At 43.5% G+C, this 25,007-nt stretch carries 25 protein-coding genes and 1 riboswitch; of the genes, 18 read left to right on the top strand and 7 right to left on the bottom strand.

Features of this window, described 5'->3' with window-relative positions; genetic code table 11:
• Nucleotides 1-102 precede the first annotated feature (102 nt).
• The 3 genes from ACOSVQ_RS18555 to fhuB are packed head-to-tail and all read left to right on the top strand — an operon-like array spanning nt 103 to nt 3,775.
• Complete coding sequence (locus ACOSVQ_RS18555; protein ID WP_491983906.1) at nt 103-888, top strand: ABC transporter ATP-binding protein; 786 nt, start codon at nt 103-105, stop codon at nt 886-888.
• Entirely contained in the window at nt 879-1,811 is a 933-nt protein-coding gene (locus tag ACOSVQ_RS18550; protein ID WP_491983905.1) for an ABC transporter substrate-binding protein, read from the top strand. The genes ACOSVQ_RS18555 and ACOSVQ_RS18550 overlap by 10 nt, the downstream gene beginning before the upstream one ends.
• Nucleotides 1,808-3,775 carry a Fe(3+)-hydroxamate ABC transporter permease FhuB gene (gene fhuB, locus ACOSVQ_RS18545; RefSeq protein WP_491983904.1) on the top strand — a complete coding sequence of 656 codons (1,968 nt, stop codon included), beginning with the start codon at nt 1,808-1,810 and terminating at the stop codon, nt 3,773-3,775. Before ACOSVQ_RS18550 ends, fhuB begins: the two co-directional genes overlap by 4 nt.
• A gap of 31 nt (nt 3,776-3,806) precedes the next feature.
• Here the strand turns inward: fhuB and ACOSVQ_RS18540 are convergent, their stop codons facing one another.
• Both ACOSVQ_RS18540 and rsmD read right to left on the bottom strand, forming a co-directional pair.
• Nucleotides 3,807-4,073 (bottom strand): DUF1145 domain-containing protein, encoded by a 267-nt coding sequence (locus ACOSVQ_RS18540; protein ID WP_491983903.1) that lies wholly within the window; start codon nt 4,071-4,073, stop codon nt 3,807-3,809.
• A complete protein-coding gene (rsmD, locus tag ACOSVQ_RS18535) occupies nt 4,070-4,681 on the bottom strand; it encodes a 16S rRNA (guanine(966)-N(2))-methyltransferase RsmD (protein ID WP_491983902.1) in 612 nt (203 codons plus the stop codon). The genes ACOSVQ_RS18540 and rsmD overlap by 4 nt, the downstream gene beginning before the upstream one ends.
• A gap of 217 nt (nt 4,682-4,898) precedes the next feature.
• Here rsmD and ftsY point away from each other — a divergent pair, with 217 nt between their 5' ends.
• The 6 genes from ftsY to glpG all read left to right on the top strand — a co-directional run bounded on the left by ftsY (nt 4,899) and on the right by glpG (nt 10,416).
• Nucleotides 4,899-6,104 (top strand): signal recognition particle-docking protein FtsY, encoded by a 1,206-nt coding sequence (gene ftsY, locus ACOSVQ_RS18530; RefSeq protein ID WP_491983901.1) that lies wholly within the window; start codon nt 4,899-4,901, stop codon nt 6,102-6,104.
• Nucleotides 6,105-6,183: 79 nt separating this feature from the next.
• A complete protein-coding gene (gene ftsE, locus ACOSVQ_RS18525; protein ID WP_491983900.1) occupies nt 6,184-6,858 on the top strand; it encodes a cell division ATP-binding protein FtsE in 675 nt (224 codons plus the stop codon).
• Nucleotides 6,848-7,816, top strand: coding sequence for a permease-like cell division protein FtsX (ftsX, locus tag ACOSVQ_RS18520; protein ID WP_491983899.1), 969 nt, complete (start codon nt 6,848-6,850; stop codon nt 7,814-7,816). The genes ftsE and ftsX overlap by 11 nt, the downstream gene beginning before the upstream one ends.
• 164 nt (nt 7,817-7,980) lie before the next feature.
• Nucleotides 7,981-8,838, top strand: a complete 858-nt coding sequence (gene rpoH, locus ACOSVQ_RS18515; RefSeq protein WP_491983898.1) for an RNA polymerase sigma factor RpoH — start codon at nt 7,981-7,983, stop codon at nt 8,836-8,838.
• A 396-nt stretch (nt 8,839-9,234) separates the two neighbouring features.
• Complete coding sequence (gene glpE / locus ACOSVQ_RS18510) at nt 9,235-9,555, top strand: thiosulfate sulfurtransferase GlpE (RefSeq protein WP_491983897.1); 321 nt, start codon at nt 9,235-9,237, stop codon at nt 9,553-9,555.
• A gap of 9 nt (nt 9,556-9,564) precedes the next feature.
• On the top strand, nt 9,565-10,416 hold the full coding sequence (gene glpG, locus ACOSVQ_RS18505; protein WP_491983896.1) for a rhomboid family intramembrane serine protease GlpG: 852 nt from the start codon (nt 9,565-9,567) through the stop codon (nt 10,414-10,416).
• Between the two features lie 29 nt (nt 10,417-10,445).
• Here the strand turns inward: glpG and ACOSVQ_RS18500 are convergent, their stop codons facing one another.
• Complete coding sequence (locus tag ACOSVQ_RS18500) at nt 10,446-10,850, bottom strand: flagellar basal body-associated protein FliL (protein WP_491983895.1); 405 nt, start codon at nt 10,848-10,850, stop codon at nt 10,446-10,448.
• A gap of 167 nt (nt 10,851-11,017) precedes the next feature.
• Between ACOSVQ_RS18500 and ACOSVQ_RS18495 the strand changes: the two genes are divergently transcribed.
• Together ACOSVQ_RS18495 and ubiA are read left to right on the top strand one after the other, a co-directional pair.
• On the top strand, nt 11,018-11,560 hold the full coding sequence (locus ACOSVQ_RS18495; protein ID WP_491983894.1) for a chorismate lyase: 543 nt from the start codon (nt 11,018-11,020) through the stop codon (nt 11,558-11,560).
• A complete protein-coding gene (ubiA, locus tag ACOSVQ_RS18490) occupies nt 11,561-12,415 on the top strand; it encodes a 4-hydroxybenzoate octaprenyltransferase (protein ID WP_491983893.1) in 855 nt (284 codons plus the stop codon).
• A gap of 43 nt (nt 12,416-12,458) precedes the next feature.
• Here ubiA and plsB read toward each other — a convergent pair whose 3' ends face one another.
• On the bottom strand, nt 12,459-14,897 hold the full coding sequence (gene plsB, locus ACOSVQ_RS18485; RefSeq protein ID WP_491983892.1) for a glycerol-3-phosphate 1-O-acyltransferase PlsB: 2,439 nt from the start codon (nt 14,895-14,897) through the stop codon (nt 12,459-12,461).
• A 253-nt stretch (nt 14,898-15,150) separates the two neighbouring features.
• Between plsB and ACOSVQ_RS18480 the strand changes: the two genes are divergently transcribed.
• The 3 genes from ACOSVQ_RS18480 to ACOSVQ_RS18470 all read left to right on the top strand — a co-directional run bounded on the left by ACOSVQ_RS18480 (nt 15,151) and on the right by ACOSVQ_RS18470 (nt 17,118).
• Complete coding sequence (locus ACOSVQ_RS18480; RefSeq protein ID WP_491983946.1) at nt 15,151-15,486, top strand: diacylglycerol kinase; 336 nt, start codon at nt 15,151-15,153, stop codon at nt 15,484-15,486.
• Between the two features lie 77 nt (nt 15,487-15,563).
• The gene (gene lexA / locus ACOSVQ_RS18475; RefSeq protein WP_491983891.1) at nt 15,564-16,184 is read left to right on the top strand and encodes a transcriptional repressor LexA; all 621 of its coding nucleotides are present in this window, start codon (nt 15,564-15,566) and stop codon (nt 16,182-16,184) included.
• A gap of 115 nt (nt 16,185-16,299) precedes the next feature.
• A complete protein-coding gene (locus ACOSVQ_RS18470; protein ID WP_491983890.1) occupies nt 16,300-17,118 on the top strand; it encodes a class I SAM-dependent methyltransferase in 819 nt (272 codons plus the stop codon).
• Nucleotides 17,119-17,190: 72 nt separating this feature from the next.
• Here the strand turns inward: ACOSVQ_RS18470 and sthA are convergent, their stop codons facing one another.
• The gene (gene sthA / locus ACOSVQ_RS18465) at nt 17,191-18,591 is read right to left on the bottom strand and encodes a Si-specific NAD(P)(+) transhydrogenase (protein WP_491983889.1); all 1,401 of its coding nucleotides are present in this window, start codon (nt 18,589-18,591) and stop codon (nt 17,191-17,193) included.
• Nucleotides 18,592-18,872: 281 nt separating this feature from the next.
• On the opposite strand from sthA, the gene fabR reads away from it, so the two are divergent.
• Together fabR and ACOSVQ_RS18455 are read left to right on the top strand one after the other, a co-directional pair.
• Nucleotides 18,873-19,514: an HTH-type transcriptional repressor FabR gene (gene fabR, locus ACOSVQ_RS18460; protein WP_491983888.1), complete on the top strand. Its 642-nt coding sequence runs from the start codon at nt 18,873-18,875 to the stop codon at nt 19,512-19,514.
• Nucleotides 19,514-19,888, top strand: a complete 375-nt coding sequence (locus ACOSVQ_RS18455) for a YijD family membrane protein (RefSeq protein WP_491983887.1) — start codon at nt 19,514-19,516, stop codon at nt 19,886-19,888. The genes fabR and ACOSVQ_RS18455 overlap by 1 nt, the downstream gene beginning before the upstream one ends.
• Nucleotides 19,889-19,964: 76 nt before the next feature.
• Here the strand turns inward: ACOSVQ_RS18455 and trmA are convergent, their stop codons facing one another.
• Nucleotides 19,965-21,074: a tRNA (uridine(54)-C5)-methyltransferase TrmA gene (gene trmA / locus ACOSVQ_RS18450; RefSeq protein WP_491983944.1), complete on the bottom strand. Its 1,110-nt coding sequence runs from the start codon at nt 21,072-21,074 to the stop codon at nt 19,965-19,967.
• A gap of 152 nt (nt 21,075-21,226) precedes the next feature.
• A riboswitch (cobalamin riboswitch) is annotated at nt 21,227-21,427 on the top strand.
• Between the two features lie 49 nt (nt 21,428-21,476).
• On the opposite strand from trmA, the gene ACOSVQ_RS18445 reads away from it, so the two are divergent.
• Both ACOSVQ_RS18445 and murI read left to right on the top strand, forming a co-directional pair.
• On the top strand, nt 21,477-23,297 hold the full coding sequence (locus tag ACOSVQ_RS18445) for a TonB-dependent receptor domain-containing protein (protein WP_491983886.1): 1,821 nt from the start codon (nt 21,477-21,479) through the stop codon (nt 23,295-23,297).
• Between the two features lie 118 nt (nt 23,298-23,415).
• Entirely contained in the window at nt 23,416-24,216 is an 801-nt protein-coding gene (murI, locus tag ACOSVQ_RS18440; RefSeq protein ID WP_491983885.1) for a glutamate racemase, read from the top strand.
• Here murI and ACOSVQ_RS18435 read toward each other — a convergent pair.
• Nucleotides 24,185-24,640 carry an RNA recognition motif domain-containing protein gene (locus tag ACOSVQ_RS18435; protein WP_491983884.1) on the bottom strand — a complete coding sequence of 152 codons (456 nt, stop codon included), beginning with the start codon at nt 24,638-24,640 and terminating at the stop codon, nt 24,185-24,187. The genes murI and ACOSVQ_RS18435 overlap by 32 nt on opposite strands.
• Nucleotides 24,641-25,007: the final 367 nt, after the last annotated feature.

Raw genomic sequence — 25,007 nt, 5'->3', positions numbered from 1 at the left:
CTTTAATACCCTTTTCCCGCGCTGGCGGGAATTGTCGTTTTTATCCCTATAGGCTTTGCACTAGCAAGTTATTGGGGATTTCCCAGATTTAGGGAGAGAGAGATGTATCACTTACAAAGTGTTGAAATGGTACGAGGTGGTCGAACTATCTTGTCTGTGGATTCGCTGAACATTCCCACCAATGAGTTAACGGTTGTGCTCGGTCACAATGGCTCTGGTAAGTCTACTTTAGTCAGCCTTTTATCTGGCCAGCAAGCGCCGGATAAAGGTCGAGTTGAACTAAATGGACAATCTCTCTCATCTTTAGCTGCAAAAGAATTGGCGAAATCCGTCGCATTTCTGCCGCAAAAGTTGCCTACCTCAGCAGGTTTAACAGTACGTGAATTGGTTCGTTTAGGGCGTTTCCCTTGGCGCGGTGCATTAGGTCGCTGGAAAGCCGAAGATGAAACCATTATTGATGAGTCTATCGCCAAAACAGGTGTGACAGACTTTGCCAATACTCTAGCGGATGAACTGTCTGGAGGTGAGCGTCAAAGAGCTTGGGTTGCGATGTTACTGGCACAGCAATCACCGGTCTTGATCCTTGATGAACCTACTTCGGCGCTTGATGTACACCATCAATATCAATTAATGGCTTTGCTTTCTGAACTCAACCAGACACAAGGGTGTGGCATCATAGTGATTCTTCATGACCTGAATTTAGCTCTGCGTTATGCCACTCACATTGTTGCCCTTAAGCAAGGACGAATAGCTTTTGAAGGCGCTGCGGAATTGCTGCTTGATGAGCAGCGACTCTCAGAGCTTTACCATTCCCCTATCAAATTGATTGAACACCCGCAGCCAGTGGCTGAATCTAAAACCAATAAGGTCGCCATCGTATGTGCTTAAAAAATTTGAAAAAGGCATGCCAAAGCCTCGCTGCTATTTCTGGTTTATTACTTTCTTGTCAGGCACTAGCGGAGATTCATATTCAAGATAGTCGCGGTGAGCAGGTTTTCGCTCAATCTCCTCAACGTGTGGTGGTGTTGAACTGGGATTTATTGGAGCAGGTTTTAGAACTTGATATCACACCAGTTGGGGCGCCAAATTTGCCTTCATATACTGAGTGGGTTGCTCAGCCTGCGATCCCTGCTGGCGTTGAGGATATCGGTACTCGTGCCGAGCCTAATCTCGATAAAATTTCAGCGTTAAAGCCGGATGTGATTATCGCAGCTTCTCCACAGAAGGATTTGATTCCAACTCTTGAACGTATTGCACCTGTGATTTATCTATCGAACTTTGAACAGAACGACCAGTCTGCTCAAGTTGCGATTGAGCAATTCAAAACTTTGGCGGTGTTATTTGGCAAACAAGAATTAGCACAACAGAAGCTCGCTGCTATGAATGAGCGATTTAAGCAATTAAGCACATCGTTACATCAGGCATTTGGCGAAGAACTGCCATCGGTTGTCGCAATGCGCTTTGCCAGCACCACATCTGTGTTTCTTTATGGTGAAAACTCTGGGGCGCAGTACGTTATTGAACAGCTGGGCTTAAAAACAGCGTTACCACAGCCAGCAACTCAGTGGGGTATTGTTCAGAAGCGATTGAATGAATTGCAGAATGTGAAAGACGGTTATGTGCTTTATATCTTGCCTTTCCCAGAGCAAGAAAAACTCAATAAGTCCATGTTGTGGAAGGCGATGCCTTTTGTCCGCAGCGGCAAGGTGAATGCGGTTCGTACAGTTTGGAGCTACGGTGGTGCTATGTCATTACTTTACACGGCTGAAGCATTGACCGAGAGCCTGCTTGAGGTTGCGCCAAAGTCATGAGGTTGGGTCATTTAAACCTGCTTGGTTTATTGGTGCTGCTTGCGGCAGCGCTCAGTTTGCAGATCGGCAACGAACTCAGTTTGTCGATGCAGTGGAGCCTCGCAACTTTAGCTACTGAAGCGCAAGAGTTTGCGGACTTCAATTTTTTCTATGCTCAATTACCAAGGGCGGCTATCACTATTCTCGTCGGAGCTATGTTAGGTCTAGTAGGTAGCCTAATGCAGCAGCTCACGCAAAACTCTCTGACTTCACCACTGACACTGGGCACATCTTCCGGTGCTTGGCTGGCATTAATTGTCGTTAATATCTGGTTTCCGGATTTAATCGCCGATTACAGTGCGCTTGCAGCCATGGCCGGAGCATTGTGTGCATTCGGTGTGATTGTATTAATAACAGGTGTTAACAACATGACCGGCTTGCCTTTAGTGGTGTCTGGCATGGTTGTGAATATTCTCCTTGGCTCAATCGCTACAGCGATCATTTTGCTCAATGAACAGTTCGCCCAAAACGTATTTATGTGGGGAGCTGGCGATTTAGCACAGAATGGTTGGGAGTGGCTTGAGTGGTTACTTCCGCGTTTAGCTATTGCAATCCCATTGCTCATTGTAGCGCCCAGAATTCTCACCTTGATGAGATTAGGACATCAAGGAGCCGCTGCTCGTGGTTTGTCTGTGATTCCTGCTTTCCTGTTATTGATGGTTGCGGGCATTTGGCTGGTATCGGCATCCATTACGGCGGTAGGTGTGATTGGCTTTATCGGTTTATTAACGCCAAACATTGCTCGTGCTATGGGGGCTAGAACGCCAAAGATGGAGCTTTATTCGAGCATGTTGCTTGGTGCGTTGTTGCTACTGTGTACCGACATGCTTTCTATGTGGCTCAGCTTATGGACGGCGGAAGTCGTTCCTAGTGGCATCACCACCGCAGCGATTGGTGCACCAGCATTAATCTGGTTTAGACGCCGTCAATTAAAAGCACAAGATACGCTGTCTATCAGCTTGCCTCATCATCGCAGTAATGTGAGTAAACGAAGTGTGTTGATTCTTGTCACTGCGTTTGTTTTCGCCATTGCTTTACATGCATTTGTGCAAGTGAGTGATAACAGCTGGAGCTGGATTATTCCAAGTGACTATCAATGGCAGCTGCGTTGGCCTCGTGCGTTAACGGCTTTATTCGCCGGTATTGGTTTGGCGATTGCAGGGACGATTCTGCAACGTTTGATTTATAACCCGTTGGCAAGCCCAGACATTCTGGGTGTCTCTTCCGGTTCCACATTTGCCCTGGTGTTCTCTAGTTTGTTCCTTGGGCAATCAATGATGAGCACTAACTGGGCAACGGCTTTACTCGGTAGTGTGATTGTTTTGATTGCTCTGCTGGTTTTAGGTAAGCGCCATCAGTACGCTCCTTCTAGCCTAATCCTGACGGGTATTGCGATTACTGCATTGCTAGAAGCACTGGTGCAGTTCTGTCTTTCAAAAGGGACGGCTGACAGTTATCAAATCTTGTTGTGGTTAGCGGGCTCAACTTATCGAGTAACCGCCTCACAGAGTCTCTACTTGGCTATCGGCGTAGTGGGGTTGTCTTGTTTTGCTTTGTTGGCGTCACGCTGGCTAACTTTGATTTCTATTGGACGCTGTTTTGCCGGTGCACGAGGCTTAAGCCCACAAACAGCCAGTTTAGTTCTGCTCATTGTGGTCGCTCTATTATGTGCGCTTGTGACAGCAACGATGGGACCAGTCTCTTTCGTTGGCTTAATCGCACCACATATGGCGATGATGTTGGGAGCCCAAAAAGCAAAACAGCAACTAATGGTGGCAAGTTTAGTTGGCGGCTCGTTAATGCTATGGGCGGATTGGTTAGGGCAGGTAATGCTTTATCCAATGCAGATTGCGGCAGGAACCATAGTCGCAATTTTGGGTGGCAGCTATTTTCTGTTACTGCTGGTTTTCAGCCGAGCTAAATAAAGAAAAAGAAAAGAGCCCATTCGGGCTCTTTTTACATCATATGTTTACGGCGAATATCGAGCAGAGCGAAGATGCCGAAAATCAGTATTGACCATTTTTCCCAAGCGCTGGTTTTTACTTTGTCGCCAAATGCGCCGACAAATATCAGCATTTGCAATCCATGCATCATGAAGAGGAATGCGGTCATAATATAAAGAGCGATAGCCGCTTTACCGGGAAATGGCATAAAGATGTTAAGCAGTAAAACGATCCAGACAAATGCGATGGCTGCTTTGGCTAAAACTAATAGGGCTTTCATTCAGTGGTCCTTTCAAACGTTTTTTCAAATAAGCGGTAACATACTTGGCCAGCACTTTTTTCTCGGTATAGCTGCCAGCTTTCTGGTAATTCAGGTAACAATAATTCTTTTTCAGTTTCTATGTAAATCATAGCGTTATTAGCAAGCCATCCATTTTGCTCAAGCAGTTGTAGTGTTTCTTCTAACAAGCCTTTACGAAATGGCGGGTCGATGAATACCACATCAAAAGGTGAGCCGCTTTGTTTTAGATAAGTTAAAGAGTCGGTATTGATTGCTTCGATATTGGTTGCTTTTAACGTAGCAATGTTGGTTTTTAACTGGTTGAAAGCTTGAGGGTTTAATTCCAGCATAGTCACACTTTCTGCCTGACGTGAAGCACACTCAAAGCCTAAACCGCCAGAGCCTGCGAATAGATCAAGGCATTTGGCATTTGGCACGTCTTGAGCAATCCAGTTAAACAGAGTTTCTTTGACTCTATCTGTGGTTGGGCGCAGACCCTCAGCATCGTGAACGGGTAGTTTTCTTCCGCGCCATAAGCCGCTGATAATACGAACTTGCCCACTTGGAGCACGATTTTGTGATGGGTTTTGTTGGCGACGTCTTACCATAGATTTTTTGACCGCTAATTAAGTGTTACTATAGCCAACCTTTCAGTAATAATAGTTTTGCTGAAGATAAGCATTCATAAATATGGCAAAGTTTACCAAGTGAAGAAGAAAGTTATCACTGCTTTGTCATTTTTCTTTTCTTTTTAAGGATAATTCTTTAAGAAAAGAGTCATAGTTTAGAAAAATAATCAGTTAAGAAAATCTAGGATATCCTCAGATGACGGAAAAAAAGAAGCGTGGCTTACTGTCATGGCTTGGCTTTGGTGATGAAGAACCGAGTCAAACAAAAGCAACCGAAGAACAGGTAGAACAATCAGAACCAGAACAAGCGGTTGAAGAGCTGATTGAGGAAGTCGAAACTGAAAAAGCAGAAGCAGAAGCAGAAGCAGAAGCAGAAGCAGAAGCAGAAGCAGAAGCAGAAGCAGAAGCAGAAGCAGAAGTTGTTGAAGACGAAGAACCTCAAGTTCAAGAGCCACGAATTCAAGAGCAGGAAAAGCCAACAGAAAGCTTTTTCGCACGCCTAAAACGCAGTTTAAGCCGTACTAAAGCCAACATTGGCGCAGGTTTCTTTGGCTTATTCAAAGGCAAAAAAATAGACGATGATTTATTTGAAGAGCTAGAAGAACAGCTGCTTATTGCAGATGTGGGCATGGACACCACACTAAAAATCATCGAAAACCTGACAGAAAAAGCATCTCGCCAACAACTAAAAGATGGCGAAGCGCTGTACGATCTACTGAAAGGTGAGTTGGCAGAAATTCTGTCGACCGTTGAACAGCCTCTGGTTGTGGATACCGCAAAAACACCTTATGTGATCCTAATGGTTGGTGTTAACGGGGTTGGTAAAACGACAACGATCGGCAAACTGGCGAAACAGTTCCAGTCTCAAGGTAAGAAAGTCATGCTTGCTGCGGGTGACACATTCCGAGCTGCAGCCGTTGAACAGCTTCAAGTGTGGGGCGAGCGAAACAAGGTTCCTGTTATTGCTCAGCATACTGGCGCAGACAGTGCTTCCGTAATTTATGATGCGATTGAAGCTGCCAAAGCACGTGGTGTTGATGTGGTCATCGCAGATACAGCAGGTCGCTTACAAAATAAAGCGAACCTAATGGAAGAGCTGCGTAAAATCGTTCGCGTGATGAAGAAAATTGATGATTCAGCGCCACATGAAATCATGCTGACGCTGGATGCGGGTACAGGTCAGAACGCGATTAGCCAAGCAAAACTGTTTAGCGATGTAGCGCCTATTACAGGCATTACTCTAACTAAGCTTGACGGTACGGCTAAAGGCGGTGTGATTTTCGCAATTGCAGATCAGTTCCAAATTCCGATTCGCTTTATCGGTGTAGGTGAAGGTATTGAAGATCTTCGCCCATTCGAAACTCAACAGTTTATCGACGCACTATTTAGCCGCGACGAGTAGTAACTGACATTAAAACGAACAGTAACATACCCTAGAGAGATACCCGTTTGGGTATCTCGATGCAAAAAAGGAATGATGCGTGATCAAGTTTCAACAGGTGAGTAAGGTATATCGAGGTGGGCGACAAGCACTGCAGAAAGTCGACTTCCATTTGCGTCGCGGTGAGATGACTTTTTTGGGCGGTCATTCCGGCGCAGGTAAAAGTACTTTGCTTAAGCTCATTTGTGCTATCGAGCGACCTACTGATGGCAAAATCAGTTTCAATGGTCACGATGTGACACGCATTCCCAGTAAAGATATTCCTTTTTTGCGTCGTAATATCGGGATTGTTTTCCAAGACCATCGCCTTTTGATGGACAGAACTGTATTTGATAACGTCGCGTTGCCAATGCGCATTGAATCTATCTCTGAAAATGACATTAAACGTCGCGTCTCAGCAGCACTAGATAAAACAGGGTTGTTGGACAAAGCTCGCTGTCTGCCAAGTCAATTGTCTGGTGGTGAGCAGCAACGTGTCGGTATCGCTCGTGCAGTAGTAAATAGACCGACGCTCTTATTAGCCGATGAACCTACGGGTAACCTTGATCCAGAGCTGTCGACGCGTATTCTGCATCTGTTTGAAGAGTTTAACCGAGCTGGTGTGACTATCTTATTAGCTACTCACGATCATAATTTAGTGAACTCTCGCCCTCAGTACCGCCACTTAGAGTTAAATCAGGGCTTTTTAAGTGAGGTTGAAGATTATGGCCGCTAAGCCGAAAAACAAAAAAGCACCTCAGACTCGTGATGCAAAAAGAGTGAAAACCGATGGCTTTTTAAAGGTTCACATTAAACAAGCGAAAGCCTCTTTCTCAAGTCTTTGGCAGCGTCCAATGGGCAATATTCTAACTTTAGCCGTTATCTCTATGGCTTTAACATTACCAGCATGTTTGTATCTGCTGAGTAAGAATATTGCGTCTGTGGCTGGAAATGTCGCTAGCCCTTCTCAAATCAGTGTTTACATTAAAGAAGATACTCCTGAGCCAAGAATCATGGTTCTTAAGGATGAAATCGAAAGCCGTGCTGAAGTTGATAAAGTTGAGTACATCTCACCACAGCAAGGTTTACAGGACTTAAGCCAGCATTCGGGTTTCGATCAAGCCATCAGCTTACTTGATGAATATTCTCTACCAGGTGTTTTGATTGTTTCTCCTAATGTGGAAACCGACCAAGAAATCAAAGCGATTGCCGAATCTATTCGCGGGCAAGAAGGCGTGACAGATGTTCGCTTGGATGAAGACTGGCTTGCTCGCCTAGATGCTATACGTCATTTGGCGACGATTGTAGTGATAAGTTTATCGGTGCTGATGTTAGCGTCGGTATTCCTGATTATTGGTAACACACTTCGTTTCAACGTTCAGGCAAACAAAGAAGAAATTCAGACCATGAAGCTTATCGGTGCAACCGACAGTTTCATTCTGCGTCCGTACTTATATGTAGGGATGTGGTTTGGTGTTTTGGGCGCGGTATCGGCTTGGCTATTAACGGCGTTTATTACTATCGTGCTCAATGGTGCCGTTGAAGACTTGGCGAAGTTGTACGACAGTCAGTTTAGATTAATTGGTTTGAACTGGGATGAATCTTTACTGCTGCTTATGCTCGGTACATTTTTGGGATGTGTTGCAGCGAAAAGTGCAGCTCAGCGTCACCTAAAAGAAATTGAACCTGTTTAACGAATCCTTGTCATTATTAGACAAAAACAATCATTGAGTGGCTAGTTGACTTGTCACTAACATTTGTTTATGCATAATAACCAATCGGTCTTGAATCCTGTTCATTTTGGGTTCAAGATTGTTAGATTAAATTGGCTCCAGATCAGAGATTGATGAGGAATTGAATGACTACTTCAACATATCAATTAGCACTTGTTTCGCAAGATAGCTTAGATAGTTATATCCGCACAGCGAATAGTTACCCTATGCTGACCGCAGAGGAAGAACGTGAGCTTGCTGAGAAGTTGCATTATGAAGGTGATATCGAAGCTGCGAAAGGCTTGATTTTGTCACATCTTCGTTTCGTTGTTCACGTTGCTCGCGGTTATTCTGGCTACGGTCTGCCTTTAGCGGATCTTGTTCAAGAAGGTAACATTGGTCTGATGAAAGCGGTTAAACGCTTCAACCCTGAAGTGGGTGTAAGACTGGTGTCTTTTGCTGTTCACTGGATCAAAGCTGAAATTCACGAATATGTGTTACGCAACTGGCGTATCGTGAAAATTGCGACCACTAAAGCGCAACGCAAACTTTTCTTCAATCTACGTAAATCGAAAAAACGTCTAGGTTGGTTTAATAACGGTGAAGTTGAGACAGTAGCTCGCGAATTAGGTGTAGAGCCTTCAGAAGTTCGCGAAATGGAATCTCGTCTTGCGGCGCAAGATGCCACATTTGAGTTTTCTGCTGATGATGAAGACAACAGCAACTCTTATGCAGCGCCAATGCTTTATCTTGAAGACAAGAATTCAGATTTAGCAGACAATCTAGAAGAGCAAAACTGGGAAAAACATACCACTCAACGCTTGAGCTTTGCTCTCGCGAGTTTGGATGAGCGTAGCCAACATATCGTACGCTCTCGTTGGTTGGATGACCAAAAGGCAACATTGCAAGAGCTAGCGGATATGTACGAAGTATCTGCTGAGCGAATTCGTCAGCTAGAAAAGAATGCGATGAAGAAACTAAAAGAAGCGGTAGGCGAGCTGTAATATCCCCTAGCACTTTTGTGAACACTGAAAACCGAGGTCATTTGATCTCGGTTTTTTTATTTCGGATCGAAAAGTGTTTAGGATTTTATTTGGATATCTGTGGATAACTCTGTGATAAATTTATTTACTGACTGTCATCAAGTAGGGTAAATAAAGGTATGAACGCTGTTTTTTATTTGGGGATACTTTTAGATCTACACACAGAAAAATCAGGATCATCACTAGATGTTGTGGATCGATCTTAAGAAAAACACTTTATCACCACAATTCACAGGATTATCCACAGTTGATGAACAAATGATCGCTGGTGGATAACCTTACTTCGCTCATGTACTTGTCATCCATTGGATAGGTTACAATGATGCTTGAAAAATATTATTAAAGTGAGAGTAAATCATGGACCAATTTCAGCATATAGATGTAGCGGCGGCTCAAACCCTCATCGAACAAAAGAATGCCAAGCTAGTGGATATTCGAGATCCACAGTCGTTTGCAACAGTACACGCTAAAACAGCATTCCACTTAACTAATGACAGCATCGTTTCATTCATGGAACAGGCTGAGTTCGACGAGCCTGTATTGGTGATGTGTTATCACGGAATTAGTAGCCAAGGTGCTGCTCAATACTTGGTTAACCAAGGCTTTGAACAGGTGTATAGTGTTGATGGTGGCTTTGAAGCTTGGCACCGTGCCAACTTACCTGTTGAAGCGAGTTAAAAAATACAGATGATTAGATTGATCACTTTAAATAATCCTCGAATGGCGCAAGCATTTATTGATTACATGGCGTCACGGCACATTGAGATAAAAATGATGCCAGAGGGGAGTGGTCAATTTGCACTGTGGCTGATGGAGGATGAACATCAGCTAGAAGTCGAAAGTGAAATAAAACAGTTTCTCGCCAATCCCAACGACGGTAAGTATCAGGCTGCCTCTTGGGATATGGCGGAGAGCCGTAAACCTCAGTTCCAGTATAAATCTCCAAGTATGATGGCGATGTTGAAAGCAAAAGCGGGTCCTTTAACTTTATCGGTCATGGCCATATGTGTTGTTATTTTTGCTCTACAGCAATTGGGCATGACTAACGCCGTATTCGCAACATTGCATTTCCCTGCTGAAAGTGGACAACAATGGCAACTGTGGCGCTGGGTGAGCCATGCATTACTGCATTTTTCAGTGTTGCATATTGTGTTCAATCTGTTGTGGTGGTGGCAATTTGGCGGAGATATAGAGAAGCGTTTAGGTAGTTTCAAGCTGTTGCAGCTTTTCTTGGTCTCTTCTGCGTTTTCTGGTGCAGGACAATACTGGGTAGAAGGGGCTAATTTTGGCGGACTTTCTGGTGTGGTTTACGCATTGGTTGGATACTTGTGGATGCTTGGTTGGCGAGCGCCTGCTCTTGGTTTAGGTATTCAGAAGCCTTTAGTTGCTTTCATGCTAGTTTGGTTGGCACTTGGATTTGTTCAACCTTTTATGGCGATTGCTAACAGTGCTCATCTAGCTGGTTTAGTTGTTGGGGTGTTGATCGGGCTTAATGATGCGAATCGTTATTCTCTGAAGAAACAAAAAAACGGCTCGTAAGCCGTTTTTTTCTATTCAAAATTTGGTCACTACTGGTAAAGGTACTTGGTAAACAGCAGGTCTGCGATTATGGTTCGGCCTGTTTCTGGTAAAAGAGTATTGTTTAGCTGTTCAACCAGAGTTTTACGTAAGTCTTCGCGACCGGCTAGAGACTTAATAACATCTTCATTTTGTTTACCGAGTAATTCGACAACAGCGTCTCGAATCAAAGGTTGGTGCTTTTCTACCAGTGGTAAATCAGCGCTGTTACTTACCATGACATCGATACGTACTTGGATATAACCAAGTTTCTTGCCTTTGGTGTAAAAATTCGTTGTAACGTCAGGCTCGAGCGTAAAATAAGCCAGTTTTGGCATTTCTTCTTCAGCACTGACTAAGCCGGAAGATAAAAGGCCAAATACGAGTATTATCGGAGCTAGGTATTTTCTAAGCATATGTCTATTAATTCTTTTCTCTGTTCAAGATACTCGAATCGCCCGAGTCTTGTTACAATAGAGCATCTTTTTGTAAATAAAAATACTCTATTAGGTTTCATGTCCTTGGTTTGAGACCATGAGCGGACTTTCTTTCGTGATGACTGCTCGCTGTATTGAATATTAGTATGAATCTATCAATTTCGCTGTACCTGACTGCTTTAAGTCAAGTGAACTGGTCATCGCCAGAAGAATTTACATTTCCAGATCCTAATGCAAAAGCATGGTTGCTAGAGCAGGGGTCACTCTCTCGTCGACTATCAGAAAATTGCCAACATTTGACTGTTGAACTGCTGAATAACCAATGGGTTGACTCTTCGTTCTTGAACAAGAGTGAAACGGATTTGTTGCCAAATGAGTCGTGTCTTTTGAGAAAGGTTATTCTACAAGGAGATGGTAAGCCTTGGATAGTCGGAAGAACATTGATTCCAAAATCATCAGTTCAAGATCAATCGCATAATCTCGAACATCAAGGCGAAATTCCTCTTGGAGTGACAGTGTTCAGTGCCGATAATGTTAAGCGTGATGCGTTGCAAGTCGGTTGGGTTGAGACTTCGGATGGTATGCTTTTGGCGCGTCGTTCACGTTTATGGATGAACAATAAGCCGATGTTAGTGGCCGAGTTGTTTCTAAGTGATTCCCCTGCTTATTTTTCAAAGGAGCAAGTATAAATGAGCGCTGTAAAGGCAAAGGCATATTGGCAGCTAATGCGAATGGATCGTCCTATTGGTTCATTGTTGCTGCTATGGCCTACCATTTGGGCACTTATTTTATCAGCTCAAGGTTTTCCAGATATCAAGGTGCTCATCGTATTTATCCTTGGGGTATTTATGATGCGTTCAGCAGGATGTGTGATTAATGATTTCGCCGATCGTAAAGTTGACGGTCATGTAAAGCGTACGTCTCAGCGACCTCTTCCATCAGGAAGAGTGACAGCGACAGAAGCGGTGATTCTGTTTCTCGCGTTATCTATTGCGTCGTTCCTGTTGGTATTAACCATGAATTCTCTGACCGTTCAGCTTTCTTTTGCTGGTCTGGTGCTTGCGTTCATTTATCCATTTATGAAGCGATTTACTCACTTACCGCAGCTGTTTTTAGGTTTGGCGTTTAGTTGGTCGATTCCGATGGCTTGGGCGGCGCAGGCCAACGAACTGCCACTCATTGCTTGGTTTGTTTTTGCCATCAATGTGGTATGGACGGTAGCTTATGATACTCAATATGCGATGGTCGATAGAGATGATGATTTAGTGATTGGCATTAAGTCGACAGCTATTCTCTTTGGTCGATATGACAAAATGATCATCGGTGGTTTACAGCTTTTAACGATTGCAATGCTAATTATGTTGGGCAATCACTATCAACTTGGTGCGAGCTACTATTGGGGATTATTGGTGGCTGGTGGATTGTTTGTCTATCAACAGCATTTGATTCGTCACCGAGAAAGGCAGCCTTGTTTTCAGGCGTTCTTAAACAACAACTATGTGGGAATGGTTGTCGCGATTGGTTTACTGATTTCGTACTTCTAAAAGAAAAGGCACCCGCGATGGATGCCTTTTTTGTCTTCACTGTTTATTTCACAAGATGTTGGTCGTATTGATAAATACTCTCTTGAATGGTTAGCCTTACTTCTGGGTAAAGCATTCCGTACAGCTTACGAGCAAGGCGTTTTGTCGGCTCAACGTTGCATTCACCATCATTGTCTAGATAGCCTTCCGATTTCAACGTGACAAATAGCGCTGAGAACACCCCTTTATCGAAGAACTCAGGGGCGTTAATGCCATGCAGGCGACCAAGACGCTGTGCAATCTCCTGACTCTTCGCTTCCAAATCAGATTTACCAAGCTCTGGGTTCTCTACCAGTAGGTTCAAAGCAATCGCATAACGTTGCAGAGTTTCTGAAATAGTGCGACCAAGCAGCATTAACACTTGGGTCTTCGCTTGGTTAATTGTCACCATACCATCGTTAATTGAAATTAAATCTTGGCGTTGCAACTCATCCAAATAATGTGTCACTTTCTCTGCGATCTGCTCACTATCAAGGCTTAGGAACAGCTCTTGTTTAAGGAAAGGATAGATCAAAGCAACATTTTCTTGAATCTTCTCGACACTTAACTTTTGCTGGCGAATCAGCATTTGAGCAATCAGTGATGGTAGTGCAAGCAAGTGAATGATGTTGTTACGGTAGTATGTCATTAGAATCGACTGGTTACGGTCTAATGAGATAATGTCGCCCATGGTATCGGATTCGATAACAAACTTATCGAGAGATTCCGCGTGATTAACCAAGCTTTCTGCACTGTCGTCTGGAACCGTAGAGGTCTTTGAGTACGGAACATTACGCAGAATGTTCAAGTAACAGTCTATCTGGTTAATCAATGTGTCTCTTGATAATGCACGTTGACGAGAGGCAAGCAGAGCGGTTGCACACAGGGTGAGTGCGTTAGTTGCTGCCGCGTCGTTAATGTGGGTCATCATTTTGGTTGCTAGCTGGTTCACCACAGGATTCATCCATTGTGGTTTGGTTGCACCAATCGGATCAATATCTTGAGTCCAAGATGGTACTTGCTCATTCAAGAACTGATTCAATGGAATTGGCTCACCGAAGTTCACATAGCCCTTACCAAAGTTGCGTAGTTTACGAATGGTACGAAGTACTAAGCCTGCATTTTCTTTCTCTTTTTGTTTACCACGTAACTCTTTTGCGTAAGTGCTTACTTCCATTACGTGTTCGTAACCAATATAAACAGGTACAAGTGTCACTGGGCGATTCAGACCACGTAACATGGCTTGGATAGTCATTGCCAGCATGCCTGTTTTCGCCGTTAGCAAGCGACCAGTACGAGAGCGGCCACCTTCACTGAAGTATTCAACGGAATAACCTTTCGAAAATAGTTCTGCGAGATATTCACGGAAGATAGTTGAATACAGCTTGTTACCTTTAAAACTTCGGCGCAAGAAGAACGCTCCACCGCGGCGGAAAATCGGTCCCGCAGGGAAGAAGTTCAGGTTAATACCCGCAGCGATATGTGGTGGAACTAAGCCTTCGTTATAGAGTACATAAGACAGAAGTAAGTAGTCCATGTGACTTCGGTGACAAGGTACATAAACAATTTCATGTCCGTCTTGCGCTAGGCGGCGAACCGTCGAAGCATTATTTATGTTTAAGCCTTGGTATAAACGGTTCCAAAGCCAGCGCAAAACACGGCTGCCTTTTTTAACTAAGGAGTATGAAAAGTCCGCTGCAATTTCATCCATGATGTCATGGGCAGCTTTGCGTGCTTTCTCAATCGAAATGTTTTTAGCTTGTGCTTCGTCATGAATCGCTTTGTCAATCGCAGGAGATTGCATCAAACGGCGGAACAGTACTTCACGTTGAGGTAGGTTTGGGCCTGAAGCTGCCAATTTCTGACGAGAAAAGTGAATGCGCGCAACGCGAGCCAGTTTATGAGCAATCGCTTCATCTGTACCGTGCGAGTTTGCCATATGGCGCAGCGATACCACTGGGCTAAAGCGTACTAAACAATCACGACCTGCCACGATAACTGCTTGTGCTTTTTGTAAACCATTCATCGGTTGAAGGTATGGCTTTTCACTGCCTTCTTTACCTGGTTTTCTTCCCCACAAAACAGAAGCTGGAATCACTTGTACATCCAACTCCTGATCGTTGTGATGCAGTGCTAGAAGCTCAGTAAATGTGACAATTGAGTCACTTGGTACATGGCTATCGTTTTGTAGCAATGTTGGACGTGAAGAGATAAACACGTAACGTTTTAAAGTCTTACCCTGAATTTCGAGAGGAGATAGAGGATCTGGCAAGCCGGCTTCTTTCGCGTGAGTTTGCAGTGTGAGCAAATCAATATTTGAACGGAAAGGTAGTGCATAAATGATTGGCTTGTTAATATCGATGCCGATATCTTCAATCGGATTTGACGGAATTGCCGTCCCTTTTACTAGTAGCGCTGTCGGTAACTTTAAAAGCGAACGTGATAGTGATTGTCCAGAAGACATAAGAGTTCAAAGCCTCAAAAATCAGTACAAAAACTGAAGTGGATTTCCGTGTTCCTAACTTGTTTGAAAGGAATAGGGAGATACACCTAAGTTGGTCTTTATTTTTCGAGCTGCAAGAATACCAGAAACTGGTCAAACCTTTTAATTTTATTCAGTGATGTTTTCTTTTTGAGCAGTTTTTCTGAATTTTCTTGCAGATTGATGTTTTTAATACGTGGAACACAGAGTGTATAAGAAGAATCCTCAAGGGCTAATGCGCCTATTCAAAGCTACAGGTTATTCCTACAAAGGTATTTGTGCGGCGTTTAAACATGAAGCCGCTTTTCGAGAAGAAGTATTGCTTGCTGCAGTTGCTATTCCATTAGCTTGTTGGTTAGACGTGACTCAAATTGAACGCATTTTGATGATTTCGAGCGTGCTGCTCATCGTTTTGGTGGAACTATTAAACAGTGCATTAGAAGCGGTTGTTGATCGTGTTGGTCAAGAACATCATGAGTTGTCCGGTAGAGCGAAAGATATGGGCTCTGCTGCGGTATTTATTGCGATGATTATTGCTGGTTATGTTTGGCTAGAAGCTCTATTTATCTAAAAAATAAGCAATTGGCTTTGCATTTAATAAATTACTGGATATACTCACAGTCAACTGTATAAAAAAACAGGTGAACTATGAAGCCGTTAACGCCACGCCAGCAAGAAGTTTTTGATTTAATCAAAAGCAAAATCGATGAAACAGGAATGCCACCAACGCGCGCAGAAATTGCTCGTGAACTGGGTTTTCGTTCTGCAAACGCTGCAGAAGAGCACTTGAAAGCTCTTGCTCGCAAACAAGCAATTGAGATTGTGCCAGGGGCTTCTCGTGGTATTCGAATTTTAGTTGAAGCGGCAAACGATGAAGAGGAAGGTTTACCTCTGATCGGTCGAGTAGCGGCAGGCGAGCCAATTCTAGCCCAAGAACACGTAGAGTCTCATTACCAAGTGGACCCGAATATGTTCCGCCCACATGCTGACTTCTTATTACGTGTTCACGGCGAAAGTATGAAAAACATCGGTATTATGGACGGCGATTTGCTCGCGGTACATAAGACTCAAGATGTACGTAATGGTCAGGTTGTTGTTGCTCGCGTTGAAGATGACGTGACTGTTAAGCGTTTGGAACGTCGTGGTTCAAAAGTTCTGCTTCATGCTGAGAACGAAGAGTTTTCTCCAATTGAAGTGGATTTAACATGTCAAAGTCTTTCGATTGAAGGCATTGCAGTAGGTATTATTCGTAATACTGACTGGATGTAATCAGTTAAATCACAAGTAGCTCTTAGGTATTAATAGCGTTTATAAAATCGATACCTAAAGATTTGCAAATCTAATTGATATTCATTATCATCTTCTTTGTCGCGATACAAGGAAGATGATGATGCGCAATCCTCACATTCAAAACCCTCAACGTTATCAAATCCCTACCAATTTGGTTCAACCTCTTTGGTTACGTAGTCGTGAAAGCTTGGTCGATAACGGCCTTGTTTATGATCCTATTGCTGCCACTGCTTGTCAGCGTTGTCATCTTGCTCCCGATTGCATCAGTGGAGATATCGATCAGAAGCAATTACTGCATGTCACTCTCACACAACTCTGCGATAAACAAGTACGTCGATTTTTAGATCAACATCCGGATGGTTGGATCATCAACGTTGGTGCGGGTTTGGATACGCGTTTCTACCGTATTGATAATGGGCGCTGTCATTGGATTGAATTGGATGTGACAGAAAACCTATTGTGGCGACAAAAGCTTTTCCACCGTAGCGAACGTTATCTACACCAGTGCGGTAGTGTTGGTGAAATTGATTGGTTGGAACGTCTACCTATTCCTGAGTTTGCACCTGTATTAATTCTGTGTGAGCACGCGCTATTAGATTGCGATGCTGCACAAGCATCTCGATTCATCCGTTCTCTAGGATTGAGTTTTGCCAATGCGAGTGCATGCATAGTTCTGGCTGGAGATAAAACTTGTACGCGATTAGGGCAGAAAATGGGGTCAGGTACTTATACACATGGCTTTTCAATACCCAAAGATGCTGTAATGAATTGCTTGCCATGGGCAAGACAAGTCAGCACTTATTCACCTCTTGATAGTCAATGTGGTCGCTGGAAATTTTGGCAGCGAGTGTTAAGTAAATTTTCTGGCTTGAAGCAGCGATTTACACCAGTGGTTGTCCACGTACAGTGGTAAAGCACCACGATTTGACATTGAATCAAGTAAAAAACGCAGCCTTATGCTGCGTTTTTTACTGTTCTGCTTTGCTTAAAACAGACGGTTTAAGCCGTTTAATGCAGCCACGCGATACGCTTCAGCCATGGTTGGATAGTTAAAGGTGGTGTTGACGAAATACTCGATGGTATTGGCTTCACCTTTTTGTTCCATAATTGCCTGACCGATGTGGATGATCTCTGCAGCACGCTCACCAAAGCAGTGAATACCTAAGATCTCTTTGGTTTCACGATGGAAAAGAATCTTTAAGCTTCCCACATCTTTACCCGCGATTTGCGCACGAGCCAAATGTTTGAATGATGAACGACCTACTTCGTAAGGCACTTTTGCTGCCGTGAGTTCTTGTTCCGTTTTACCCACCGAGCTAATTTCAGGAATGGTATAAATACCAGTCGGGATATCTTCAATTAGCTTGTTGGTTGCTTGACCTTGTGAGATCGCTTGAGCAGTAAAGCGCCCTTGGTCATAAGCTGCACTTGCAAGGCTTGGATAACCAATGACATCACCAACAGCATAAATATGGCTCACTTCAGTCTGATAGTTGCTATTTACGTTCAGCTGACCGCGAGAATCCGGTTTCAAACCAACCACTTCAAGATTTAGTCTGTCTGTATTACCGGTACGACCGTTCGCGTAAAGCATACAGTCTGCTTTCATCTTCTTACCGGAATTTAGATGAACGATAACGCCATCATCGGTACCTTCAATCTTGCTGTAGGTTTCATCGTTGCGGATAACCACACCGCTATTCCAGAAGTGATAAGAAAGCGCATCTGATGTCTCGTTGTCTAGGAATGATAGCAGACGGTCACGGGTGTTGATTAAGTCGGTTTTAACGCCCAATCCACGGAAAATCGAAGCATATTCACAGCCGATGACTCCAGCACCGTAAATGATGATGTGTTGTGGATCGTGCTCGAGGTTCAAAATTGAGTCGCTGTCATAAACGCGAGGGTGGTTGAAATCGACATCGTCAGGACGGTATGGTCGAGAGCCTGTCGCGATAATAAATTTATCGGCAGTGTAGTGTTCAACCGTGTGGTCAGCTTTGGTTACTGCCACGGTATTGGCATCAACAAAATGTGCCGTACCAAAAATAAGGCTGCACTGGTTACGGTCATAGAAGCCTTGGCGCATTCTGGTCTGCTTATCAATCACGCTTTTCGCATGACCAAGAATGGATGAGAATGTAGAGTGCAAACTAGAGTTGTTGTTACAGAACAGAGGGTTGCTGTTAAATTCGATGATGCGGCTAACCGCATGACGCAATGCTTTAGAAGGGATGGTACCCCAGTGTGTACATCCACCACCTACGCTGGTTTCTTTTTCGATAATGGCGACATTCAATCCCGCTTTGGTTAACCCCATTGCTGCACCCTCACCGCCAGGTCCACTGCCTATTACGATGACGTCAAAGTGGTTATTCAGTGCCATAGAAAATCCTTGTTATAATTTGGTTAACATTGCGATAGCGAGATTTTAACTGATCTGTGCTAGGCGTGAAACCTAAACCCCTTATAGAGTGGAGATGATCACGAGATTAGAACAAATATTGGTGTTTTCGCGCTTGAGTCGAATGGTTGATGAAAAATGCAACGGTTATGTTAGGAAATTGTCTGGCGCTTCAAATTGGTCTGTTTTGCCTCTTAGATATGTTGGTTAATCGCGCTATAGTAGGCGCCTTTGGTGACTGACTTGGCAGGACTTGGCTTAAAATGAAATCCTTGGGAATTCGCGCACAACAGAAAGAAAAAACGCGTCGTTCGCTGATTGATGCGGCATTTAGCCAATTAAGTGCTGATCGTAGTTTCTCTAATTTGAGCTTACGTGAAGTAGCGCGTGAGGCAGGAATCGCACCGACATCTTTCTATCGCCACTTTAAAGATATGGATGAGCTCGGTTTGACCATGGTTGATGAAGGCGGTTTGTTGCTGCGCCAACTGATGCGTCAGGCTCGCCAGCGTATTGTTAAAGAGGGCAGTGTGATTCGCACTTCTGTGGAAACATTTATGGAGTTCATTGAAAGCAGCCCAAACGTATTCCGCCTTTTACTACGCGAGCGTTCAGGCACTTCATTCGAATTCCGTACCGCTGTATTTCGTGAGATACAGCATTTTTCGGCAGAACTTTCTGAATATCTGATTGCGACTGGGATGAATCGTGAAGAAGCCATTACTCAAGCAGAAGCCTCAGTTACTTTGGTTTTTAGCTCTGGTGCAGAAGCATTAGACCTTGAGAGACGTGAACGCGATGAACTTGCAGAACGTCTCATCATGCAGTTGCGAATGATAGCCAAAGGCGCTTTCTGGTATCGCAAAGAACGTGAACGTAATCGACTAAAAGGCGGGATGAATTAATGTCGAATGAAAGTAGTAGCACCATTAATCATGGTTCAGAACGTAAAACATTGGTACTCGCGCTCATCGCGGGTATGTGTGGGGACGCTTTGTTGTCTTGGATGACCATTAGCGAAGTCCCATTCTCCATTTTCCCTGTGATCGCTTTAGTGCTGTCTGTGCAGGCGTTGTATCAAGAGTATCTACGTAACCCAGTAGCAGAAGATATTCCGTTAGTGGGTTTGGCATGTTTCTTTGTCGGAGCCTTTGGTCACTCTGCTTTTGTGAAAGCTCAGTATCCAGAAGCGGGTTCCAATTTCTTCTCGATAATAGTGGCTCTGCTGCTTTTGCTATGGGTAGGAAAGAAACTCGGATTTATCGGACGTTCAGAATAATAGAATGTTAATGAATACAAAAAAACGAGCCACTGGGCTCGTTTTTCTATTTATGTCGGTTTATTTGAAAACGTGATTAGGCTTTGCGTTCAAGCATTACACCCGCTTCCATATGGTGGGTATATGGGAACTGGTCAAACAGAGCAAAGCGAGTCACTTTATGTGTCTCACATAGAACATCTAAGTTTTCTTTTAATGTTTCTGGGTTACATGAGATATAGAGAATTCGCTCGTAACCTTGAACCATTTTACAGGTATCGATATCCATACCAGAACGAGGCGGGTCAACAAAAATGGTATTGCAGTTGTAGCTCTTTAAATCGATACCAGCTTCTTTCAGGCGATTAAATTCGCGTTTACCTTCCATTGCTTCGGTAAACTCTTCTGCCGACATACGAATGATTTGTACGTTATCGATTTTGTTGGCAGCAATGTTGTACTGCGCAGAGTGTACTGATGGTTTTGCTAATTCGGTTGCCAACACGCGATCGAAGTTTTGCGCCAATGCCAGCGAGAAGTTACCGTTACCACAGTAAAGTTCTAAAAGGTCGCCTTTGCTCTCTTGAGTACAATCGACAGCCCATTCCAGCATTTTTTCAGCCACTTTACCGTTTGGTTGGGTAAAGCTGTTTTCAACTTGTTGGTAGATGTATGGTTTACCGTTCACACTCAGTTTTTCGACCACAAAGTCTTGGTCTAGCACAATCTTCATTTTACGTGCTCGACCAATAATATTGAGATTAAAACCTTCATTATGCAGAGTCTGCTTAAGTGCTTTTGCAGCAGTAATCCATTCATCATCTAATTGGCGATGGTAAAGCAGTGATACCAGAACTTCGCCACTCAGTGTTGATAGAAAATCCACTTGGAAAAGTTTGCGACGTAGAGTGTCATTACCTTTCATTGATTCAATAAGCAGAGGCATCAAATCGTTGATAAGACGGCTTGCAGCTGGGAACTGATCAACACGGTATTTTTCACGAGTTTGCTGGTTGAACATGATGTAGTACATCTCATCACCTTCATGCCAGATACGGAATTCTGCTCGCATACGGTAAAACTGAGCCGGAGACTCAAAGACTTCCAACTCAGGCACACCATATGATTCAAACATCTCTCCTAGTCGAGTGATTTTCTCATCCAGTTGCGCTTGGTAGTTGTCTGGGTTTACATCAAGAGTCGCCATTGCTTTACCTTTTTCTGGTACGTTCAAATAAAGAGCGCAGATTTTATTCAATCTCCCGCTTATGTCCAGTCTTGTTCTAAAATTGATGTTTTGTTGCACGTAAAAACTATAGCTTATATCAATCTATGCTAGACAAGTTATCGATTGCTCAATACTATCAACGGCACGCTGGTGTTGTTTAGAAGCCTAGACGGCTAAAATAACTTAAGAGGGAATCTGGTGAAAATCCAGAACTGACGCGCAGCGGTAAGAGAGAACGAAAACTCAAAAGACACTACGTTTGTGGGAAGTCGAGTAAGTAGGTAAAAGATGTGCTCTCAAGTCCGAAGACCTGCCAGCAGCCGAGCAAACCAATGGGATGGACCCATGCTCGGTAGGATTAACGCGATTTAGGACAATATAATGAATAAATCCCTTCTAGCGGTGGCAGTGGCGTCGCTGTTTTCTTATACCTCTTTTTCATACGCACAAGAAGCAACGGCTGATGAGACTGTTGTGGTAACTGCGAACCGTTTTGAGACCAAAGTAAACGAAACTATCGCTCCAGTTGAAGTTGTAACTCGTGAAGAAATTGATGCGATTCAAGCGCAATCATTAACAGATGTATTACGTCGATTACCTAGTGTTCAGGTTGTAAACCAAGGTGGACCGGGTCAAAGCTCAGAGTTATATATTCGTGGTCGCGCGAGTAAAAACGTTTTGGTCATGATTAACGGTGTTCGCATCGGTAGTGCTACATCAGGATCTGCAGATCTATCTGCTATTCCTCTGAACGGTGTGGAGCGTATTGAAGTACTGCGTGGCCCTCGTGCAGCAGTATACGGTTCAGATGCAGTTAGTGGTGTAATTAACATTATTACGACTAAAAATACTAATGGCCATAACTCAGTGAAAGCTGGTGTTGGTAGTGATGGTGTTTATGAAGTCGGAGCCAGTCTGGCGGCAGTTTCTGCTTCAGAAAGTTGGCTGAATGTAGCGGCTACCCATAAGGCAGCAGAGGGCTATGATGTTCAGCCGCTAAATACTACGGGCGCAAATTCAGATGACGATGGATATAAATCTCAGTACTTGTTGATTGATGCTGGAACAAAGATCTCTTCGGAATTAACATTAAAAACCAATGCGTATTACCAAAAACAATACGTAGAGTTTGATAGAACAGGTGGCGATAAAACCGATGGCGATTTATATAATCTGGCTGTAGTGGGTGAGTATCAACAAGATAAGTGGCAAAGTCATTTAACTCTAGCAGCAAACCAGGATGATGCAGAGACCTATGGGCAAGGAAGTTCACCAAGCACTTATGCGACTAATCGTTATGTTTCATCGTGGGATAATTTGTATGCAACCAGTGAAGATTTGTCGTTTGTAGGTGGTGCCGAATGGTATCGTGAAAACGTAAAGGTGACTTCTGCTGATTACACGAAAACAGAGCGAGATAATACAGCTATTTATGTGGGGAGCTATCTAAATAAAGGTAACTTTTCGGCTGAAAGTAATTTCCGCTGGGATGATAACAGTGCTTATGGTTCATTCTGGACATACCAATTTGGTTTGGGTTATCAATTATCGGAATCGCTGAAAGCGGTTGGTTTATATGGTACATCCTTTAAGGCTCCAACGTTTAATAGTCTTTACTATCCTTTGGAATGTAGTGAATGGGGATGTTATGAAGGTAACGCAAATCTAGTACCGGAAGAAACGGAAAGTAGTGAAATTGCTCTAGAAGGTACCTATGCACTGTTCAGTTGGCGTGTAGCTGGTCACTATAGTGCAGTAGATAAGATGGTTGCTTATACGGGGTCGACATATGTAAATATCGACCAGGCAGAAATCAAAGGTGTAGAAGTGAACGCTGAGTTTGAGACCGGACCTATTGCTCACAGTATCTCTTATGATTACCTAGATACAGAGAACAAGTCGACGGGGAATGAACTGGCGCGTAGAGCAAAACATAGTGCTAAATGGAATCTCAATTATGCATTAGCTGCATGGAGATTTGACTTAAGTTACCTGTATCAAGGCGAGCGTTATGACGATACAGCCAACACAACTGTATTGGATCCGTATTCATTGGTTGATTTTGCCACATCTTACTATTTTGCTAATGGTGTTACAGTCAGTGGCAGAGTAGGCAACTTATTTGATGAGGACTACGAGACTGCTAAGGGTTTTAAAACGCAAGATAGAAATTACTACGCAAGCATCGCATACCAATTTTAATAAAACCTAAAACCGCCTTCGGGCGGTTTTTCGCAATTTGCTGTTTTAACAATCATTGCCAATTGATATAGAGCGAGTATGATCGCTGCGTTATCGTTGTACTTATCTGGTTCCCGTTGTGTCTAATCAATCTGTTCCTAAAGTCCTAATCTTCGACTCTGGTGTCGGTGGTCTATCTGTTTATAGAGAAATTGAATTGCGTCTCCCGCAACTCTCTTATACCTACTTATTTGACAATGCCGCCTATCCATACGGAGAACTAGAACAGAGCGTTTTACTGCAGCGGGTTGAGCGGTTAATTACCGGGTTAGTTGAACAACAAGGTTTCGACATAGTCGTGATTGCTTGCAATACCGCAAGTACCATTGTGCTTCCGACATTGCGTTCTAAGTTATCTATACCTGTTGTTGGGGTTGTCCCAGCAATCAAGCCTGCATCATCACTAGCGAATAAAGCCGTTGGGCTTATTGCCACCCCTGCAACCATTACTCGCCAATACACACATGATCTTATTCGTAGCTTCTCTGCCGACAAAAATGTAGAGCTGCTTGGCTCAACACGCCTTGTCGATATGGCGGAAGAAAAACTCAGGGGTAAAGCAATAGACTTACAGGAATTGCAAAGTATCTTAAGTCCACTCATCGACCATATAGATGTCGCTGTTTTAGGATGTACTCATTTCCCGCTTATTAAGGATGAAATACAGCATGTGTTAGGGAAAGGCGTGGTGCTGGTGGATTCGGGTGAAGCGATTGCAAGACGGGTAAAAGACTTACTGAGTGTAGAAAGCGGTGCTCGTTCAGAAAACAAGCACACAATCTATTCAAGTGCACTTCCTTGGGAAGAAAGTGCACTGAATGAAAGACTAGAGCAGCTCGGGTTTTCTGCTATTCGTCCATATCCTCTTCAGGGTGTTTAGGATCGTTTGCAATCCTAACTTTTAATGTGCGCTGCATGTAATCATGTTCGTTCAATGCATCAATCGCTGATTGAGCGTGTGTCGCGGCCATAACCACAAAACCAAAACCTCTACGCTTTCCTGTTCGCTTATCTTTCATTAGGCGAACAGCGAACACGTCACCATGTTGGGCAAACAAGTCACGTACGTGGGACTCATTCGCTTTGTATGGCAAGTTACCGACATAAAGTGTTTTAGTTGGTAATGCTGGATCTTCGTCTTCATTAATAGAGGGTGATGATAGGAAAAGTTTGAATACAATAGTTGCTGCCACAACACCCACAATAAAACTTACAGCTGGAGGAATGCCTGGAACTAGAGAAATTATTGCACCGCCAATAATCGCAATCGCGATATTCAAAAACATTGGTTTATTTAAGTTCATATAAGAATACTACTTGTAAGAATAAAATTAGATGCGTATCTACGATTAACAAAATAGATACATGAATCTTACGTATATGCTTAGGTTTTTTCCAACCAATTGCTGTGACCCCCCTCAAATGTTGAAATTTTATTCGATAAACAGTACTTTGCTTGCTTTTTGAGCGAACGAAAAATTATTTGAAAAAAGTGCTTGTCTAATTCTTTTACCTCCCTATAATGCCGCCACACCGACACGGAGTGAGACGAACATCACAACGTATCGAGTAAGAGAGAAAAGAAAGTTTAAAATAAACGTTGACTCTCAAAAATTAAAGCGTATTATACGCACCCCTAGCGATAAGGCTTTGAGAGCCGAAATCGATAGA

This window comes from Vibrio sp. HM8-C, from assembly GCF_058630515.1.
Note: the sequence above shows the minus strand (reverse complement) of the source record. Positions and strands in the feature narration are given on the sequence as shown.

Bases quoted from the DNA above. Each gene is read 5' to 3' on its own strand.
- ACOSVQ_RS18555 (WP_491983906.1), top strand. From the start codon at position 103: ATGTATCACTTACAAAGTGTTGAAATGGTACGAGGTGGTCGAACTATC.
- ACOSVQ_RS18550 (WP_491983905.1), top strand. From the start codon at position 879: ATGTGCTTAAAAAATTTGAAAAAGGCATGCCAAAGCCTCGCTGCTATT.
- fhuB (WP_491983904.1), top strand. From the start codon at position 1,808: ATGAGGTTGGGTCATTTAAACCTGCTTGGTTTATTGGTGCTGCTTGCG.
- ACOSVQ_RS18540 (WP_491983903.1), bottom strand. From the start codon at position 4,073: ATGAAAGCCCTATTAGTTTTAGCCAAAGCAGCCATCGCATTTGTCTGG.
- rsmD (WP_491983902.1), bottom strand. From the start codon at position 4,681: ATGGTAAGACGTCGCCAACAAAACCCATCACAAAATCGTGCTCCAAGT.
- ftsY (WP_491983901.1), top strand. From the start codon at position 4,899: ATGACGGAAAAAAAGAAGCGTGGCTTACTGTCATGGCTTGGCTTTGGT.
- ftsX (WP_491983899.1), top strand. From the start codon at position 6,848: ATGGCCGCTAAGCCGAAAAACAAAAAAGCACCTCAGACTCGTGATGCA.
- rpoH (WP_491983898.1), top strand. From the start codon at position 7,981: ATGACTACTTCAACATATCAATTAGCACTTGTTTCGCAAGATAGCTTA.
- glpE (WP_491983897.1), top strand. From the start codon at position 9,235: ATGGACCAATTTCAGCATATAGATGTAGCGGCGGCTCAAACCCTCATC.
- glpG (WP_491983896.1), top strand. From the start codon at position 9,565: ATGATTAGATTGATCACTTTAAATAATCCTCGAATGGCGCAAGCATTT.
- ACOSVQ_RS18500 (WP_491983895.1), bottom strand. From the start codon at position 10,850: ATGCTTAGAAAATACCTAGCTCCGATAATACTCGTATTTGGCCTTTTA.
- ACOSVQ_RS18495 (WP_491983894.1), top strand. From the start codon at position 11,018: ATGAATCTATCAATTTCGCTGTACCTGACTGCTTTAAGTCAAGTGAAC.
- ubiA (WP_491983893.1), top strand. From the start codon at position 11,561: ATGAGCGCTGTAAAGGCAAAGGCATATTGGCAGCTAATGCGAATGGAT.
- plsB (WP_491983892.1), bottom strand. From the start codon at position 14,897: ATGTCTTCTGGACAATCACTATCACGTTCGCTTTTAAAGTTACCGACA.
- ACOSVQ_RS18480 (WP_491983946.1), top strand. From the start codon at position 15,151: ATGCGCCTATTCAAAGCTACAGGTTATTCCTACAAAGGTATTTGTGCG.
- lexA (WP_491983891.1), top strand. From the start codon at position 15,564: ATGAAGCCGTTAACGCCACGCCAGCAAGAAGTTTTTGATTTAATCAAA.
- ACOSVQ_RS18470 (WP_491983890.1), top strand. From the start codon at position 16,300: ATGATGATGCGCAATCCTCACATTCAAAACCCTCAACGTTATCAAATC.
- sthA (WP_491983889.1), bottom strand. From the start codon at position 18,591: ATGGCACTGAATAACCACTTTGACGTCATCGTAATAGGCAGTGGACCT.
- fabR (WP_491983888.1), top strand. From the start codon at position 18,873: ATGAAATCCTTGGGAATTCGCGCACAACAGAAAGAAAAAACGCGTCGT.
- ACOSVQ_RS18455 (WP_491983887.1), top strand. From the start codon at position 19,514: ATGTCGAATGAAAGTAGTAGCACCATTAATCATGGTTCAGAACGTAAA.
- trmA (WP_491983944.1), bottom strand. From the start codon at position 21,074: ATGGCGACTCTTGATGTAAACCCAGACAACTACCAAGCGCAACTGGAT.
- ACOSVQ_RS18445 (WP_491983886.1), top strand. From the start codon at position 21,477: ATGAATAAATCCCTTCTAGCGGTGGCAGTGGCGTCGCTGTTTTCTTAT.
- ACOSVQ_RS18435 (WP_491983884.1), bottom strand. From the start codon at position 24,640: ATGAACTTAAATAAACCAATGTTTTTGAATATCGCGATTGCGATTATT.